At 49.9% G+C, this 16,748-nt stretch carries 14 protein-coding genes and 1 pseudogene; 7 read left to right on the top strand and 8 right to left on the bottom strand.

All coding sequences use genetic code 11. The annotated features are described in order from the left end of the window. Window positions 1-8 precede the first annotated feature (8 nt). From cas1 to K334_RS0109460, 5 genes and pseudogenes are all read left to right on the top strand, one after another. Entirely contained in the window at window positions 9-941 is a 933-nt protein-coding gene (gene cas1, locus K334_RS0109495) for a type II CRISPR-associated endonuclease Cas1 (RefSeq protein WP_025881544.1), read from the top strand. Window positions 942-947: 6 nt separating this feature from the next. Then, window positions 948-1,289, top strand: coding sequence for a CRISPR-associated endonuclease Cas2 (gene cas2 / locus K334_RS0109490; protein WP_021589359.1), 342 nt, complete (start codon window positions 948-950; stop codon window positions 1,287-1,289). A gap of 1,445 nt (window positions 1,290-2,734) precedes the next feature. Beyond that, window positions 2,735-3,463, top strand: a pseudogene (locus tag K334_RS15280) (DUF3843 family protein). Between the two features lie 96 nt (window positions 3,464-3,559). Further along, window positions 3,560-4,210, top strand: a complete 651-nt coding sequence (locus tag K334_RS0109465) for a DUF3843 family protein (RefSeq protein WP_025881541.1) — start codon at window positions 3,560-3,562, stop codon at window positions 4,208-4,210. A gap of 5 nt (window positions 4,211-4,215) precedes the next feature. After that, window positions 4,216-4,728, top strand: a complete 513-nt coding sequence (locus K334_RS0109460; protein WP_021589204.1) for a DUF6155 family protein — start codon at window positions 4,216-4,218, stop codon at window positions 4,726-4,728. Window positions 4,729-4,779: 51 nt separating this feature from the next. Here the strand turns inward: K334_RS0109460 and K334_RS0109455 are convergent, their stop codons facing one another. The 8 genes from K334_RS0109455 to K334_RS0109410 form a co-directional block, all read right to left on the bottom strand. Then, window positions 4,780-5,040: a SemiSWEET family transporter gene (locus K334_RS0109455; protein WP_025881538.1), complete on the bottom strand. Its 261-nt coding sequence runs from the start codon at window positions 5,038-5,040 to the stop codon at window positions 4,780-4,782. 196 nt (window positions 5,041-5,236) lie between these two features. Further along, window positions 5,237-6,415, bottom strand: a complete 1,179-nt coding sequence (locus K334_RS0109450; protein WP_081658075.1) for a thioredoxin family protein — start codon at window positions 6,413-6,415, stop codon at window positions 5,237-5,239. Window positions 6,416-6,418: 3 nt separating this feature from the next. Beyond that, entirely contained in the window at window positions 6,419-8,023 is a 1,605-nt protein-coding gene (locus K334_RS0109445; protein ID WP_036890253.1) for a PKD-like family lipoprotein, read from the bottom strand. 16 nt (window positions 8,024-8,039) lie between these two features. After that, a complete protein-coding gene (locus tag K334_RS0109440; protein ID WP_161625384.1) occupies window positions 8,040-8,807 on the bottom strand; it encodes a DUF4843 domain-containing protein in 768 nt (255 codons plus the stop codon). A gap of 13 nt (window positions 8,808-8,820) precedes the next feature. Continuing rightward, window positions 8,821-10,245 (bottom strand): RagB/SusD family nutrient uptake outer membrane protein, encoded by a 1,425-nt coding sequence (locus K334_RS0109435; RefSeq protein ID WP_027444872.1) that lies wholly within the window; start codon window positions 10,243-10,245, stop codon window positions 8,821-8,823. A 6-nt stretch (window positions 10,246-10,251) separates the two neighbouring features. Then, window positions 10,252-13,554, bottom strand: a complete 3,303-nt coding sequence (locus K334_RS13850; protein WP_051218720.1) for a SusC/RagA family TonB-linked outer membrane protein — start codon at window positions 13,552-13,554, stop codon at window positions 10,252-10,254. Between the two features lie 510 nt (window positions 13,555-14,064). Further along, window positions 14,065-15,123, bottom strand: a complete 1,059-nt coding sequence (locus K334_RS14235; RefSeq protein WP_025881529.1) for a FecR family protein — start codon at window positions 15,121-15,123, stop codon at window positions 14,065-14,067. Between the two features lie 40 nt (window positions 15,124-15,163). Next, window positions 15,164-15,679 (bottom strand): sigma-70 family RNA polymerase sigma factor, encoded by a 516-nt coding sequence (locus tag K334_RS0109410; RefSeq protein WP_161625383.1) that lies wholly within the window; start codon window positions 15,677-15,679, stop codon window positions 15,164-15,166. Between the two features lie 164 nt (window positions 15,680-15,843). Here K334_RS0109410 and K334_RS0109405 point away from each other — a divergent pair, with 164 nt between their 5' ends. Continuing rightward, complete coding sequence (locus tag K334_RS0109405) at window positions 15,844-16,377, top strand: RNA polymerase sigma factor (RefSeq protein ID WP_025881526.1); 534 nt, start codon at window positions 15,844-15,846, stop codon at window positions 16,375-16,377. Then, window positions 16,361-16,687 carry a hypothetical protein gene (locus K334_RS0109400; RefSeq protein ID WP_027444871.1) on the top strand — a complete coding sequence of 109 codons (327 nt, stop codon included), beginning with the start codon at window positions 16,361-16,363 and terminating at the stop codon, window positions 16,685-16,687. Before K334_RS0109405 ends, K334_RS0109400 begins: the two co-directional genes overlap by 17 nt. Window positions 16,688-16,748 lie beyond the last annotated feature (61 nt).

Genomic DNA, 16,748 nt, shown 5'->3' with positions numbered 1-16,748 from the left:
GTCTTGTTATGATAAAGAAAACTCTTTGCTTCACCAATCCTATCTATCTGAGTCTACGCAATGCCCAGTTGGTGTTGCATTTGCCTGAAGTAGAAGGTAACGATACACTGCCCGAAACGCTGAAAAAAGAGGCCGAGCGCACCATCCCGATAGAAGACATTGGGGTGGTCGTGCTCGATAATCGGCGCATTACAGTAACCTCCGGAGTACTTGAGGCACTGTTGGCAAATAATTGTGCGGTCATTACTTGTGACCAAAAAGGTATGCCCGTGGGTTTGCTTCTTCCGTTATGTGGCAACAATACGCAAAACGAGCGGTTCCGTATGCAGTTGGAAGCTTCTCTGCCATTACGTAAACAACTCTGGCAGCAAACTGTAAAGCAAAAGATTCTCAACCAGGAGCATGTACTACGAACTAATACTGACAAAGAGACCAACTGTATGCGAGTATGGGCAAACGATGTTCGTAGTGGTGATTCGGAGAATCTGGAAGCAAGGGCTGCCGCCTACTACTGGCGTAATCTTTTTACGGACTATCCTGATTTTGTTCGTGGGCGGGAGGGTGCACCGCCCAACAATCTTTTGAATTATGGTTATGCCATCTTGCGTGCAGTGATAGCCCGATCGCTGGTAGGGAGTGGCCTACTGCCCACTTTGGGAATTCATCATCACAACCGGTACAACGCTTATTGCTTGGCAGATGACATCATGGAACCCTATCGTCCGTTTATAGACCAACTTGTCATTGACATGATTCGTTGCAATGGCGAAGTTTCGGAAATTACGAAAGAACAGAAAATGCAGCTCTTGGCGATTCCGATGTTGGATGTTGTGGTGAATGGCAAGCGAAGTCCACTGATGATAGCTGCGCAACAGACGACAGCGTCTCTTGCAAAATGCTTTGCTGGGGAAGCCCGGCACATCAGTTATCCGGAAATGTAACTGTTTATGTCCAGTTTCAATCGCCTCAGCGAATATCGGATTATGTGGATTCTCGTATTTTTCGATTTGCCGACGGAGACCAAGAAGGAAAAGAAAGCCTATGTTGATTTTCGTAAATCCCTGCAGAAGGACGGGTTCACTATGTTCCAGTTCTCCATTTATGTGCGACATTGCGCAAGTATGGAGAATGCGGAAGTTCATATAAAGCGTGTCCGTGCGTTTCTACCAAAGCTTGGAAAGGTTGGGATTTTGTGTATTACCGATAAGCAGTTTGCCAACATCCAGCTTTTCTATGGTGAAAAACCGAAGCCCCCTAATGCTCCCGGTCAGCAGCTGGAACTGTTCTAATCTTCAATTGATAGAAAACGAAAATCCCACCCTTGGCAAGTGGGATTTTGTTTTGTAGTATCACTTTTTTATTTTTGCAATATCTATATATTGTATTGGTAATCAATATTATATAGATAATCAGTTGTTGCTGATACTGCAAAGGTAGTTGTTTTCAAGCAAATCACAACATTTCGGCAAGTTGGGATTCAAGGGCGGCGGTTGTTGCTGATACTGCAAAGGTAGTTGTTTTCAAGCAAATCACAACTGAACCTTGTGTGCCTCCTGAGAGCAATGGTTGTTGCTGATACTGCAAAGGTAGTTGTTTTCAAGCAAATCACAACGGAACTACAAGGATTCCAGAGGTTACCAAGTTGTTGCTGATACTGCAAAGGTAGTTGTTTTCAAGCAAATCACAACGGCTGGGGAACTTGGCTACGTACTGCCGGAGTTGTTGCTGATACTGCAAAGGTAGTTGTTTTCAAGCAAATCACAACATGTCGGGAATGGTATTGTGCAGAGCATGGTTGTTGCTGATACTGCAAAGGTAGTTGTTTTCAAGCAAATCACAACTGGTCATAGAACTGGCCATTCGCAGTTGCTGTTGTTGCCGATACTGCAAAGGTAGTTGTTTTCAAGCAAATCACAACATGTCGGGAATGGTATTGTGCAGAGCATGGTTGTTGCTGATACTGCAAAGGTAGTTGTTTTCAAGCAAATCACAACTGGTCATAGAACTGGCCATTCGCAGTTGCTGTTGTTGCCGATACTGCAAAGGTAGTTGTTTTCAAGCAAATCACAACCAGTCCGTTGGCAGCCGAAGCCGACCTTGCGTTGTTGCTGATACTGCAAAGGTCGTTGTTTTCACGCAAATCACAACTGATGTGCGGGTTTACTTTCATGAAGATGATTTGTCAAACGTCGTCGGTATCTTGATTGTCTTTTAGTAGCATGAGTGCAAACTGATGAATCTTTGGTAAAAAAAAGTTCGGTGCAAAGCCGCGAAAGTACGGGCGTCGCCCTCCGCCAACTTTCTTAATTCTTTCTGATTAAAGTTCATGCTTTCCTTTCTACTCTTTTAATAAGTCGGTTTCTCATGACAAAAATACCTAAAATTAGATTGGCAGCCAAACACACACACTTTCGTCCAGATTTCCGATGAAATAAGCATATAGTGGGAAGGCACAGTATCTCCGTCTTGTCAAGTAGATTCGTCAGAAGACCATACATCGGCTGTCTGATAAATGTGTACTTTGTTCATGACTCTATTGATTTGTAATCGCCTTTTGAGTATGGTAATACAATATTGCAACCCTCCAAGAAAAGAAACAGACCATACTTTCCCAAAGAAAATGGAAAATGTCCATTCAGTTGGCACCTGACCCAAAAGTTTTATATATTTTTGCATTGAACTTGTGGTATGATTCAAATATCCATAGTTTCCAACCTAATCAATCCCGCATATTATGCCCACAAAGATCGTTGCACTCGACATCAAGGAGAGACATCCTAAGTTGCTTGATTCCAAAACCGATTTCATATATGCACGTTTTGGAAACCAGCTCCTGACCATTCTCCGCCAGCAACTCCCTGACAACACGATAGAAGACAACATCGACATTGCCCTCACGCTCTATATGGAAGACATCATTGCCGAGAGCGGATTGTGGCACGGCTTTGTGATGAGGCACAAGGAGCTTTACGGGAAGTATCTTCCTTTTTATCCCATTGATGAAGACGAATATTTCCTCAACGATTCCAACGTCGAAGACATCCAGTTTCTCATCTGAAACTATTTGTCCCTCAATGAAGGGAAACTCATTCATCCCATAAGCCCATTTATTCTCTGTGCGCCACAAGTAGTATTCAATTTCTGTCTGAACAGCTTCGAGACGTTGCCTGTCAATGAAGCGCTGCACGACTATTTCCACCGCTGCGCGTTCATGGACGACTTCGTCACGATGCGCTTCACACTGGAGTGGCTGCTTTTCGACAGCTATCTCACTTTCACCCCGCAACTCGCTGCCAAATATCAGAATTTACATCAACATCTATACGAAACCCTCTATGCGGAAACGGACAACATAAGGCAGTCCATGTACATGGCAAACAGCCTGAGCGTTTTCTTGTTTAGGGTTGGTCTTTTGGCGCTTTATCCCAGCGAATGGCTGGAAAACATCCTAAGAGCCAACTGACAAGACAAGTATGCCGCACGTCTCTCAAGCATTTTCTTTGATAATATCAACATCTATAAAGTCATAGAAGAACAGGACGATGGCATACTCTTCGAATTGAGTGACGGCAAGGAACGGTTTGTGGAATACGCGGCTTTGAACCTCAAGCGCGGCGTGATCGGAAAGTCAAAGAAGATCATCATGTCTCTTGTCTTTTATATGGACAGATGGGAGTTGAACGGTGTCATGAGCATGTTGTCCGATGATGACGACAAGCCGCTGGCGGAATCGACCGAAGACACGGACGCCCCATCCACCATAGGCATTCCCAACTACAAGAAGCTGATGAAGCTGTCGGGCAACAGTCCGCTCTTCTATTTTAAAGATGAAAAAGAATACCTTGACTTCCTGAGGAAGGACATGGGACTGAAAAACGTCGATGCGCAAATCGGCATGTTCCAAGGTGACGGTGAAAACATCGTAGCGTTCATCCCCAGTCCGTCAACAGGCTTTGAGACGTGTTCCAACGCTGCGCAATGTATCTGTGATGAACGAAATCCATACTACGTTGCCACTACCGGCATAGACGAGCAATGGAACCTATTCGTCTCACTTTCCACCCATGAAATGCTCCAATATCTTTTCGAGCGTGACATGCTGCCTCAGCTCCGCTTCCCTTGTCCGCCGGGATTGGAAGCAGAAAGCCACAAGATAGTCGTAGAGAACTGGGATTTTCTGGAACGGAATTTCAAGCGTATAAACTATTAGAAATCATGACCAAAACCAAACTGAGAAAGAAACTTGAGGCACTTCCGAAAGAAAACGTCATCAATGTCGTGATGGCACTCTATGACGCCAGCAGGGAAGCCAGGATGTATTTGGACTTTTACACCACACCCAACAGTCTGGAAGAGGGCAAACGCTTCAAAAAAATCATCCGCCGCGAGTTCTTCCCCGAGCGGGGATTTTCCGAACGACCTTCATTTGCCACATGCAGAAAAGCCATCTCCGATTTCAAGAAGATGAAGCCTCAGCCTCTATATCTCGCCGACCTCATGATTTATTACATAGAAAACGGCTGCGAATACACGATGACCTTCGGCGACATGTGGGAGCAATACTACACCACTCTTGAAACCAACTTTGAAAAAGCCATGAAATATATTATTGAGCACGGACTGCTGGCCGACTTCAAAGAACGCGTCGAACGCATGCTCAACGCGACGGATTGCGGCTGGGGCTTTTCGGACACGTTGAGGGATATCTACGCGGAGTATAGCAGGTGATATTGCCGTAACATGGGGCCACTTTGCCATACTCGTATATAACAGGCGGATTTACAATGCGGTGAAAGCCGCCATCAAACCAAAGATGATACCTGGCGTGTTCGCAATGGCGAGAGGCCAATCCCTCTTCTCTTTGAACAGCCCGTAGCCCACCCACAGCGTACAGTTTACTGCTGCCATAAACGGTTGGATGAAAGTCCCCTTTTGTCCGGACAAGTTGTTTTCGATTTGCGGAATATAGAACACATACATCAATACAGATGTTACCATTCCAATCCATCCCAGTGTTGTGAAAAATCGTTCCTTTGTCATCATTGTCAAATTTCAAGTAGGTAGATACCATGAATGTCCACTCCCTTTTTCTATCTAAAATTCGCCGCTTTCGTCGCATGAAGATGCTACACATTTGGCGTAACAAGGTGGAGTTTCATGATTTTGGAATGCAAAACTAAGACTTCGGATAGAGATATGCAAATTTTAAAATGCTTTTTTCACATCTCTTTGCGGACTACAAGACCCTCGGCTTTCGCTTCAGTTTGGGAGAACGCATGGAATAAGATGGCGTCCCATATCTCGGAGGTTGGGAAATCAGCTTCGCAATCTCGTCCTTTTGTACTTCTTGTTTCATGAGTTGCTCAAGCATGTCGGCGTAGAGCTGGTGTATGCTGCCGTCTTTGCGGTCGGGCCAATTATAAGCAAGGTAGCGGGCGTACTCCAAGCACTTCATGTTCCATGCGTGCGGACTTTCCTTCAACGCATGACGCGCTCTGCCAACGAGGAACTTCAACCGGTTCATTATTTCCGTTTTGTTCTGAACGGTGTCTGCTAGTAGAGAGTCGATGTGTGCGGCAGCTTCGTCAAACTTCATCCGATTCATGTCGTTTTCTATGCGAATGAATGCCAGATTGAACTGTTTGCCTTCAAAGTCGCACAATCTTTCTATCTCGCTCGGCTTGCCATATTTGGTCTCGGCAAAGAGTTTGGCGTCCACCGACTTTTTTGAATACAGACGACAGTAGTCCTCGTAGTTTCGGGAAACGTCCTGAAGATATGGCGTCAGGCCAGAGATGGCAACGACAAATGCTTTCCACACCATACTGTCGCGCAACGTGTGGCCTGTTTCAATGAGCTGATTAAATGCCCGACCCACGGCCTCTCTGTCGTGAACAGCGTGCTTATAGTGTATGTAATTCAACAGAAAGTCCTTGTCGCGCTTGCCTTTTTGATAGGCTTCCGTCAAATAAGTGGAATGCTTTTCGGGAACCAACGCGCCCTTGCCCGTCTCTATGAACGTTTCAGGAGTTTGCGTACTCGAACTCACATGCACCGCTTGCTCCGAATCGGGATTGATGAAGCAATACGTAGGATAGAGGCGTACATGATACTTGGACGCAAGGGCGACTCCCTCGCCGTGCTCCGCATCTATCTGCACACAAATGAAATGGTCGTTGTAGAAGGCTCCCACCTCGGGCAGCGAGAATACGTTTTCGACCATATTGAGGCAGGGGCCGCACCATTGGGTGTAGAAGTCTGCAAAGACAAGCTTATGCTGCGACTTGGCCATTTGCAGTATCTCGTGCCATCCGCGTCGTTCGAAGTGAATGCCACCGTTGCCTCCATGGGCTGGAATGCAAAGCTGTTGCAGGAAAAAAGCAACCAACAATGGGAATGTTCTCAATCGTTTCATGTCTCAATCCACTAAATATTCATCGTTACGTCCAAATGTCCTATACTTATAAATGACCAACGGCTTGACGCCACAGACGCCTGTATACTTGTTCAACACTTTAGGCTTCGCTCCTTCGAGACTCACCTCGACGATATCGCCTTTGAGTTCGTCACCCTTCCCTTGCGTGTCGTCGCCATATCGGGAAACGGCTATCACCATCTTTTTCTCATTCCGGTGCAGGCAAATATCAGAGATAACGGCTTCCTTGGAATAACCCAATTCTTCCAAAGAGATAATTCTATCCGACGTATTAGGTGCTATTCCGGAAGCTACATTGAGGATGTTGTACTTATAGATTCCTTTGGTCGTGTTGAAATATACGTATGGCGAATTGCGCAGCATGAAGAATCTGGAGGATGGCGACGCTTCCGTTGCATCAACAGAGGCTATATGGTTTTGGCTCTCCGTGTTGAAAGTGGCAAAGCGCACCTTCCCTTCCTTCTCCATGGCGGCAAAGCAGAATCCCATCTGATACGTGTCTTCACCATAGAAAGCCTTGTAGCCGGGGAAGGATACGTCGGGATCCACGGCGGTCAGTTCACCGGAAGAGAACGTATAAAAGACGCCTTGGTTCTCATCGAACACACATTCCATATCGGTTGTCGTCCAGCCTGCGTTCAGGTTCTTGCCCTTGTTGGGCGTGGGTTTCCTGCCCGTGACAAACATCATCGGTGAGAACTTGCATTTCTGTCCTTCTCCCCCTGCATAGTTGGAGTAGAAAACTTCCGGCTTCTTGGCTCGTTCGTATGAAATGACATAGATTCCTCCGCCGGCTATCACGTAGAGATATTCATCGTTCATGATACTGCCGTATGGGGTCCTTCTCCATTGAAAGACGATGTTGTTCATGTATTCGGGCGTATAGGAAGAATAGTCGGGAATAGGATAGAGTTCGCCGTAACTGAGAAAGAAGTTCTTGTCTATCTTTCCCATGTAGTCCAGCGTGACATTGCTCAGCTGCACGAGTCCTTCGTCGCAAATGAGTTTTATGCCGTAGCCGCCGTATCTCCTGACATAGGCGAAGGCCCCGTCCACAAAGGTCTGGTGCAACTGTCGCGGGTGGGTTCCTAATGATTCGTCATGGTTCTTGTTGTAGAACATCGTCATGAACTTGGCATTGGGAATGTCCAGCCTCAAATAAGACAAGTCCGCTTTGCCGTCTTTTGAACTCACGACGAGAATGCCATCGGAAGAAGTCGAGTAGTTGACGATGAGCTTCGTCGTGACAAACGTCTTCACCTTGGTGTCCTTTTCCGTAATTGTAAACAGCAGCGTGTAGCTTCCCTGCGCGACGCCCACTTCATAATCCAAGTCCTTCCGCGTGGAAATGACTTTATCGGCTATCTTCCATTCATAGGTATATTTGGAAGTGTCGTTGCCAAAGATGGATCCGCTGATGTCGGGATTGATCTCCAACTTGGAGAATCTGTCAATCTCGACGCTTTCGGGTATTCCCTTGACCGCGACCTCATCTATCTCATGATAGTCGTAGTTTCCCTTGTCCTCATAGCATGCCGACAACGTCGCCAGCAGCAACAGGCCCAATAGATATTTGATTGTTTTCATAAGTTTTCTCCTTTTTCTATTCACCATCCATGTCTATCAAGTTGTCGAAGCCCACTCGTTTCCCCGTTTCCTGGTCTATGACGACATTGTCTTTCAGATAGCCTTTCAGCGCGTTGATGTAACGGTCTGCGTCATTGAGAATATTCACCTTGCTGTAAAATTCTTCCGTATTGAACATCAGAAGTATTCTGTATTTCTGCGGATGATAATAGCCCAACGCGTAGACGTTCCACCATTTGGGCTGGGCCACGTAATTGTTCATGGATATCTTGACCTCATGCCCCTCGCGTATGCCGGGCTTCAGTTCCTCCGTCTCCACCAATCGCAGGATGAGCGACTTCTGTTGTTTCAGCGTGAAGGAAGGACTCAGGTGCGAACGCAACAACACGACCCTCAACGTATCCGTCCAAGTGTTGGCATGAAAGGTGTAGGTTTCCGGCAAAGACATGTAGTCTTCATTCACCTTGGCGGTCGTCGTGCCTTTCACAACCGTTCCTTTCTCGACCGCTTCCACCCGATAATGCTTGTCGGCCAACAACGGGTTGCCCAATATCAGGACTGGAATCTTCACCTCGAAACTTTTCACCTCGTCGGGCAGCAACCCCATGGAAACCTCCAACGAGTCGCGCACAATCAATCGTTTGGCCGCGTAATTGGGGTCTTGATACAGATATTCGAAATAGATTCTGTCGCCTTCCGAATAGGGCACGTCAATGTCCTTGGAACAAGCCATGGTCAAGACGCATGCGGGAATCATCCATAGTTTTAGCCAAATATTTTTCATTTTTCCTCCTTTTTCAATGATAAATGCCATATTCCTTTTCATCTTCCGGCAATGGAAAGACCAACACGGAATTGGACGGTTCGATGTTGACCAATATATTCAGGATAGGACTGTTCAGCCGTTTGTATTCATAGAACATCTTCCCCTCTCCTATAAACTCGCGGCGCATCTCCGCAATCAGCACATCCTGGTTGATGACCGGCTTGTCGGCTGCAGCCGAGTTGGAAATGCGTGAACGCCGAAGCGTGTTCAATGTCTCCAACGCATCCGACTCGTCCAGTCGCATTTTGCATTCCGCCGCAATCAGATACATTTCCGAGAGCTTGATGAGCACCTGCTTGGGATAGAACTTCTTGATATCTTCTTTGGTGTATTTCACAAGATACTTGCTTTGCGGTTTCACCCAAGTCGACAACCTCACATCGTTGTTGTTGTTCTCAAACTGGTCGTTGATGTCGGTGGCCAAGGGCAGGGCGGCACCGCTCACGGACGTCTGTGTGACGATACCGAGATGCAATTTCTGGGCATTGGTCAGAATGGACTTGTTCCTGAGCGAGAAGATGTGTTCGTCGTTGAACAAGATATCCAATGAGTCGGGCTGCACATTGATACTCTTGGCCACGTCCAACAGCTTGAACTTGCCCGACCGGATAACGTCGGCCGCAGCCTGTCCGGCCTCCTTGTAGTTTCCTTCATCCAGCAAGACACGCGCACGTAAGGCCTCGACCGCATAGTAATTGGCACGTGCCACGTAGCGGTCGGCTTCCGTCTTGTCGGCAAAGTCGCAAGGCGTCACCTTCCTGATGGCGTCCTGTTCCAGTTCCTGCTTGGCCCTATTCAGGTCCCGCTTGATGTTTTCAATCACCTGACGGACGCTCACGGCTGGTGTCGCTTTCACGCCAAACGTCTCCACATACGGGATGGCAGTGGCTTGCGGCTCTCTTTTGACGTCGGGAGCGAACATCCGCAAGAGGTCGTAGTGCAGATAGGCCCGCAAGAAGAGACATTCCCCCTTGATCTGATGTTGGGTTGAAGTGGGCATGACCTTCCCGTTCTTGTCGAGCCACAGCAGGATGTTGTTGATTTCGGCCACCACGGCATACATCTTGTTCCATATCGAACCAATCTGCGTCCTCACCTGCTCGTTGCCATACTGGTAATCCTTGGCATAATGATATTGGTGATAAACCGTCGCCATGGCTTCGTAGTCATACACCTGTCCCAAGACATCCAACAAACCGAACGTAAGCTCCTGACCATACAGGTTGGCAGACGACATGTCGGCATACACGCCGGCCAGCGCATCCTTGAAGCCCTGTTCCGTCGAGAAAAGTTTCTCTTCGTCGACAGAAGTCTCAGGTTCCACCTTGAGCCAGTCGTTGCATGAGGACATAAGCAAGGCGAAAACACCTATTACAATATATCGAATGAGTTTCATAATCGTTTAAAATCTAATGTTCAAACCAAAAGAATAAGAATGCGCATAGGGGTAGGCAATGCCTCTTTCCTGCTTGATGGAGGAGAATCGAACCAAGTCGGTGGCCGATGCTGTCAGCTTCACATACTCCACGCCGAATGCCGCAATGAACTTCTTGGGCACGGTGTAGGTTAACGAGAGATTGGACAAGACCAGCGAGTTGTTGTCCTGCACGAACCGGCTGGTCTGGTAAACGGGCGACTGGTCGTCGATTCTTCGGAACATGGTGTGGTCTCCCGGTTGCTTCCAACGGTCGTAGAGCACCCGCTTGTCGGCATTCAATGCCGGATTGGCGCCCTCCACCTTGGTTGCCAACGTGGAATTATAGGCCTTTCCGCCATACTTGTAGGTTGTCACGGCATAGAGGTTGAAGCCCTTCCAGGCGATGTTGTTGATGATGTTGCCGTTGTATTTGGGCTCGGTGTCGCCCACGACCACCTTGTCCTTATAGTCATAGATGAAAGACAGAGAGCCGTCGCGCTTATAATAAATCTCGTTTCCGGTGGCCGGATCGATACCCCCCGAGCGAACCACATAGATCGCTGTCGTGGAGTTGCCGTTCTCATATTGGTTGGCCACCCTTCCGCCTATGTTGCTGTTTTTGTCGGTGTTGTGCCGCTTGTTCATATCTTCCAACTCGTTGGAAATCTTGCGAATCCTGTTCTTGTTGTGGAAGGCGGAGAAGGTGGTCGTCCACGAGAAGTCCTTCGTCTTGAGCCAGTTGGCCGACAAGCGGGCCTCCCATCCCGTGTTCTCCACCTCGCCCACATTCTCCGTATAGGATGTGAAGCCGGTAGAGGGCGCAACGTTCATGGGCAGCAACAGGTTGTCGGTCAGCTTCCGGTAGACGTCTCCATAGAAAGCCAGCCTACCATTGAACACCGAAATGTCCACACCCAGGTTATAGGCCATGGTCTGTTGCCATTTCAACTTGTTGTTTCCATAGCCCTGCAAAGTCGCTCCCCAAGAGTCGAGATAGATGTTGTTGGCATGATAATAGTAGCGCGTGATGGCCTGCGACGAAGCGAAATTGATGTTGCCCGTGCTACCCATCGAGGCCCTGAGGCGCAGATTGGCAAACTTTTCGTTCATGAATTTCTCCTTGTGTACGTTCCATGCCACACCCAACGACCAGAAAGGGGCAAAGCGCGAGTCATTGCCGAACTTGGAAGAACCATCCGTACGGAACGAGAAATCCACGTAGTAGCGTTCCTTCAAGCCGTAGTTGGCATTGAACAAGACACCGAACAGACGCGACACATCCGACTCGCTTGCCGGTTTGCTGTTGGCCGCGTACTGCTGGGCGAAGTGGATATTGTCGAGATTGTCATTCAAAAAGCCGGTTGCCGAGAACCCTTGGCCACGCACGGTATTGTCCGTGAAGTTGGTGCCGAGGGTCATGCTGAGAGTGTGTACCTTTCTGAATGTACTGTAATAGGACAACAGGACGTTGCCGTCGAGCGTGGTTTCGGTGGTATTGAAATACGTGGCACGACCCTTCTTTTCAATCTCCGTCTCCTCGGCATAGGCCGGAGAGTTGGGCGAAACGAAGGTTTCCTGCTGCGAAAGGGCCTTGGCATAGCTCAAGCGAGCCGTCAGTCGAAACGCGTTCAGGAAGCGCCATTCCAGATAGAAGTTGTCCGTCCAGGTCGTCGTGTTGGTCTTGTCGCGGTTGGCCAGCGTGGCATTGATCATCGGATTCACGTGGTTGGTGGACAAGACCTTCACCAAATGGCCTTCGCTGTCGTAGATTCGGTCGTATGGATTCTGCTGGGCGAAGAGACTGAACGAGCCGTATGGCGAGTTGTTCGACTTCACTTCCGAAACACTCAGGTCGTTGCGCACCCTGAAGTTCTCGCCTATGTTGTAGTCCAGAACGGCACTGAGCCCGTAGTTGTCCCTGTCGGAACCCTTCATGACGCCCGCGTTCGTGTCGTATCTTCCGTTCAACTGATAGCGCAGATTGTTGTCGCCACCCTCCAGAATGACCGAATACTTCTGGTATAAGGACGTGCGCAAGGGCTGTGAAAGCCAATAGGTGTTCACGCCGCGGGCCACCTCCTGCAACCGTGCGTTGTAGAGGCGGTCCATCGCCAGTTGCCCTTCCAGCCCGCCGGCCGCAAAAATGTATCTTCCCGCAAGGCGTTCGAACTCCAGTTTTTCGGCGGCATTCATCAGGTTGTAGTCCCTCAAATCAGGAACCGACAGGGCATAGTTGGCACTGAAATCCACCTTGATACGCCCCGGTTGCGGTCGCTTGGTCGTCATCACGATTACGCCGTTGGCACCACGGGAGCCATACATGGCCGTGGCGGAGGCGTCCTTCAGAATCGTTATGTTGTCTATGCGGTTGATGTCATAGTCATAAACGGTCTGGGCGGAAACCTCCACGCCATCCATGATATAGAGCGGGCCGTTGGGATTGGCACGGGAACTCTCGGCGGAACCCCTCAAGTCGAAAGTGCTTTGCCCGCGCAGCGTCACCTCGGGAACGTGGTTCGGGTCCGACCCGTAGTCCGCCTCCTCGGTCAACCGCAGCGACGGGTTGTAGGCGGAAAGCGTGGAGAGAATATTGGTGGCTCCCAGGTCTTTCAACTGCTCGGCCTTGATTGTGATTTCAGAGCCTGTGTAGCTTTCCTTCGACCGACTGTAATAGCCGTTCACTACGACATCCTGCAACATGAACTCCTCACTGGCCTCCATGTAGACATCCATGTGGTTGTGCCCCGTGTAGTTTTTCTCGGCGGTCTTCATGCCGACATAGCTGAAAACCAGCGTCTGTCCCGGGGCTACCTTGATTTTGTATTTGCCATCTACATCCGTGACCACGCCGCCGCTCACGCCTTTCACCCTGACGGTAGCGCCGATGGCAGGCTGCTTCTCGGCGTCGAACACGGTGCCGTAGACATCGCCAGAGGCAAGCCCCGCTGCCGGTTGAGCTGGTTTCGACAAACGGATGAAGCGGTCTTTCACGCTGTAACGCAACGGCGTATTCCTCAACAAGTCGCGCAAAGCCACATCCATGGTGACGCCATTGATATGTATGCTCACCCGATAAGGTTCCACATCCTCCGACGAAAACTGAAGTTTGTAAAAGCCCGAAAGCCGTTCTATGGCCTTCAAGGCCGTGCTCAAACGTTCTTCCGAACACGCATACGTGATGCGGTTTCCCTGTGTCAGCTGCTGGGCGTGCAGCGATGGTGCGGAAAACAGCCATAGAAGCAAGACCAACAAAGCGGCCTCGACCTTTCTTTTTCTCCTGTCTCTCATATAAATTTCAGCTGTGATATTAAACTATTGCTACTTATGATAACAAGGAAGGGCAGCAAACGGTCACCTCTACTCCCCCAAAAAAACAAAATGAAATAATTTAACAAAAGGCTCAAAATGCTTGCGTTTTTCTGAAACAAACTCTTTTTGCCGGCAAATATGCGAGTTTTGAGCGAGTTTGGTATTTGATTGTGAATCAACAACTTCCGATTTTTCAAGAAACAACAGGCCACTCTCCAGCCGCTCAAAGCAGCCCTTTTGGCTTACAAAAGCAGTCTGATTGGCTTCTCAAAGCAGCCTTTTTGTCTTGCAAAAAGGCTGCTTTGAGAAGCCAATAGCTATGCTTTCATCGGCTGAAAGCATAATGATGAAGAATCAAAGCCGGATATTCGCCCTCCGATTCCTCGCCTTTCATCCCCTCAACGCGCTATAAGCTCGATTTTAAAATGCAGAAATCCGTGAGCTTTCCTTGACAAAACAGAGACCGGGCACAAGTCGAACGGCTCCCGTTCAATAGACCACGATGTTGGAACCTTGGACGACGATCTTGAACTTGCACAGCAGATTCAGGTCTTCAATGCCCTGACGGACGTCGGCGGAGCGCAAGGCGCTGAAGTGAAGCCTGAAGTTCTGGTGGCGTGCGTCCTTGAACACCACGCCCAGGTTGTACCAACGGCCGAGCTCCTTGAGGATGTTGACCAGCGGCGCGTCGTCGAAATAGAACATGCCTTCGACCCATTGGCGCACGGCGTAGGTGTCAGCCTGCCGCACACGCACGACACCTTGCGGGTCGCACCAGGCCTCTTGGTCGGGCGACAACGTGGCTTCCGTCTTCCCCGTATGGCTGTTGAGTATCTCGACGGCCCCCTTCACAAGCGCCACATGCGGCTGTTCGTGGGCGTATTGCCTGATGTTGAACTCGGTGCCCAACACGCGGACGTTCATCTGGCTGCCCACGACGACGAACGGAACTTTCGTGTTTCGGGCCACTTTGAAATAGGCCTCACCGTCCAATTTCACCTTTCTTGCCTGGGCGGTGAACTTCTCCGGAAACTCGATTCTGCTCTCGGCATTGAGCCATATCTCCGTTCCGTCTTCCAAGATGACCTTGAAGCTCATGCCGCGCGGCGTCTGGATGCGTTGCAGGGGCGTGTGGGCGGAGGGGGTGGAGGTCGTGGAAGCGACGTCCGCCGGGCTGCCGTGTCCCGCATGTAGCGCGGCGGCGCGGAAGGAAAGGGAGTCCAGTCCAGCCAAGGTCTTGGTCCGGCTGCCCGACCGGAAGGTGACCTGTCCCACTTCATCCTGGTGTTGCAGGACGACGAGCGGCATGCTTCGGCCGGCCTGCGCCCCCGACTGGAGACGTTGGTAGACGACCATGCCGCACCACATGGCCGCCGCGCCGACCGCCGCAGCCGCCACGAGTTTCCAACGGGCCGTCGACCGCGGCTCGTCTTGTCCGTTGCGGGCCTTGAACTTCAGCCATTCGGCCTCCACATCGGGCGTGCTGCTGTGGCGTCGCCTGTAGAAAACCCTCGCCAAGAACTCTATCTTTTGATGATTATTGTTCATGTCATAAAATCGTTTTATTGATTAAAACACGTTTGTCCGTTTATTCGTCACCTCTTTCCTTCACCAATAACGCAGCCCGAAGCGCCGCCATCATCTTGCTGACGTGCTTGTGGACAGCACTGACGCTGACCGACAGACTGTCGGCCACCTCCTGATAGGTCTTGTTCTCATAACAGCAGGCCTCGAAGACGAACTGGGTCAGCGGCGTCTGTCGCTCGATGACCTCCTGCATCTTGGCCAACCGCTGTTCCAACAACTCGGAATCGCCCAGCATCTCTTCCTTCATCCGGGCATAAGCGGCGCGGTTGTCGCACTCTACCTTCCGGTGACGCAGATGGTTGAGCGACTTGTTCTTGATGGCGGTGAACAGATAAGGGGCCATTTGGTAATGCCGTATGCGGTCGTATGACTTCCATAGGTCGGCAAAAAGCTCGCTCACCAGGTCTTTGGCCACCTCTTCGTCCTCCACCCAGTCCAAGGCCTTGTAGAACAAAGGCGTGTACCACTCCTTGAAGAGGGCTTCAAATTCATCTGCGTGGGGGTGAAACTTTGACATGGGCATTGAGCTTATATCGGATGCGGAGACCTTGCCCGACGAAGAACGCTTCATGCGGACAGGTCGATCATGATTTGCAAAAATAAGAAGAATGCACGAATTACGGCCACGAACTGTAATAATTTATCGTTACCTTTGTCTTATAAGCGAAATGCAGAACAAAAATGGAAGATGAAGCTATCGTAAGACGGATATTGGAACAGGGCGAAACGGGGTGTTTCGGCGAAATCGTCAGCCGCTATTCCGGCCCCGTCTATTCCAAGACCCTGGGCCTCATGAAGGATGAAGACCTGACCCGAGACATCGTTCAGCAGGCTTTCATCCGTGCCTACAGCAACCTCGACAGTTGGCGGGGCACCCATCTGGGCGGCTGGATCAACGCCATCGCCACGCACCTGGCGCTGAACGCTCTCAACAAAGCCCGACGGCGACGCACACAACCCATTGAGGAGTGCGACGTGAAAGCCCCGAACGACAGCTACTCGGACGAACATGAGCGCAGGCTGCAGGCCATGGAAGAGGCCATCGGCCGACTTCCGGAACTCGACCGGAACATCATTCGACTGCATTATTACAAGCAGAAAAAGGCACAAGAGATCGCCGCCACGCTGGGACTCTCGGCCAACAACGTGCTCGTGAAACTGCATCGCATACGTGAACAACTGAAAAAGCAAATCAACAATGAAAGAGATGAATGACCAACTGTTCGACACGCTCATCAGGGAGAGCTTCGACCGCCGACATATTCTGGACGAAATCAACGCGCAAGTGATGCGCGACATCAAAGCCTCGGCACGCCGGCAACGCCTCCGCCATTGGGCTCGCCTGCTGACTTTCTGCTTCGGCATGCCGGCCATCCTCATGGCCGTGGCGGGCGGCACCTATTATGCCGTCAGCCAGATGCAGCACTGGCAGGACGTATTGCCGCTGCTCGCGTCGGCCCTCTTCGGGCTGGCAGCCATCGGATGGCAGTTCAACAAAAGATTGTCGGAATATTCTTGGAAATAGACTGTAAGTTTTCAGCAACTTATCGGTCATATAAACAGAAAACAAATTCATAACCCTTTAA

The organism is Segatella baroniae DSM 16972 = JCM 13447 (assembly GCF_000426585.1).
Classification (GTDB): domain Bacteria; phylum Bacteroidota; class Bacteroidia; order Bacteroidales; family Bacteroidaceae; genus Prevotella; species Prevotella baroniae.
This window is presented reverse-complemented; position numbering and strand designations above follow the sequence as displayed.

What these genes read in the sequence shown, in the direction of transcription:
- cas1 (WP_025881544.1), top strand. Translation starts at nt 9, where the DNA reads ATGATAAAGAAAACTCTTTGCTTCACCAATCCTATCTATCTGAGTCTA.
- cas2 (WP_021589359.1), top strand. Translation starts at nt 948, where the DNA reads ATGTCCAGTTTCAATCGCCTCAGCGAATATCGGATTATGTGGATTCTC.
- K334_RS0109460 (WP_021589204.1), top strand. Translation starts at nt 4,216, where the DNA reads ATGACCAAAACCAAACTGAGAAAGAAACTTGAGGCACTTCCGAAAGAA.
- K334_RS0109455 (WP_025881538.1), bottom strand. Translation starts at nt 5,040, where the DNA reads ATGACAAAGGAACGATTTTTCACAACACTGGGATGGATTGGAATGGTA.
- K334_RS0109450 (WP_081658075.1), bottom strand. Translation starts at nt 6,415, where the DNA reads ATGAAACGATTGAGAACATTCCCATTGTTGGTTGCTTTTTTCCTGCAA.
- K334_RS0109445 (WP_036890253.1), bottom strand. Translation starts at nt 8,023, where the DNA reads ATGAAAACAATCAAATATCTATTGGGCCTGTTGCTGCTGGCGACGTTG.
- K334_RS0109440 (WP_161625384.1), bottom strand. Translation starts at nt 8,807, where the DNA reads ATGAAAAATATTTGGCTAAAACTATGGATGATTCCCGCATGCGTCTTG.
- K334_RS0109435 (WP_027444872.1), bottom strand. Translation starts at nt 10,245, where the DNA reads ATGAAACTCATTCGATATATTGTAATAGGTGTTTTCGCCTTGCTTATG.
- K334_RS13850 (WP_051218720.1), bottom strand. Translation starts at nt 13,554, where the DNA reads ATGAGAGACAGGAGAAAAAGAAAGGTCGAGGCCGCTTTGTTGGTCTTG.
- K334_RS14235 (WP_025881529.1), bottom strand. Translation starts at nt 15,123, where the DNA reads ATGAACAATAATCATCAAAAGATAGAGTTCTTGGCGAGGGTTTTCTAC.
- K334_RS0109410 (WP_161625383.1), bottom strand. Translation starts at nt 15,679, where the DNA reads ATGTCAAAGTTTCACCCCCACGCAGATGAATTTGAAGCCCTCTTCAAG.
- K334_RS0109405 (WP_025881526.1), top strand. Translation starts at nt 15,844, where the DNA reads ATGGAAGATGAAGCTATCGTAAGACGGATATTGGAACAGGGCGAAACG.
- K334_RS0109400 (WP_027444871.1), top strand. Translation starts at nt 16,361, where the DNA reads ATGAAAGAGATGAATGACCAACTGTTCGACACGCTCATCAGGGAGAGC.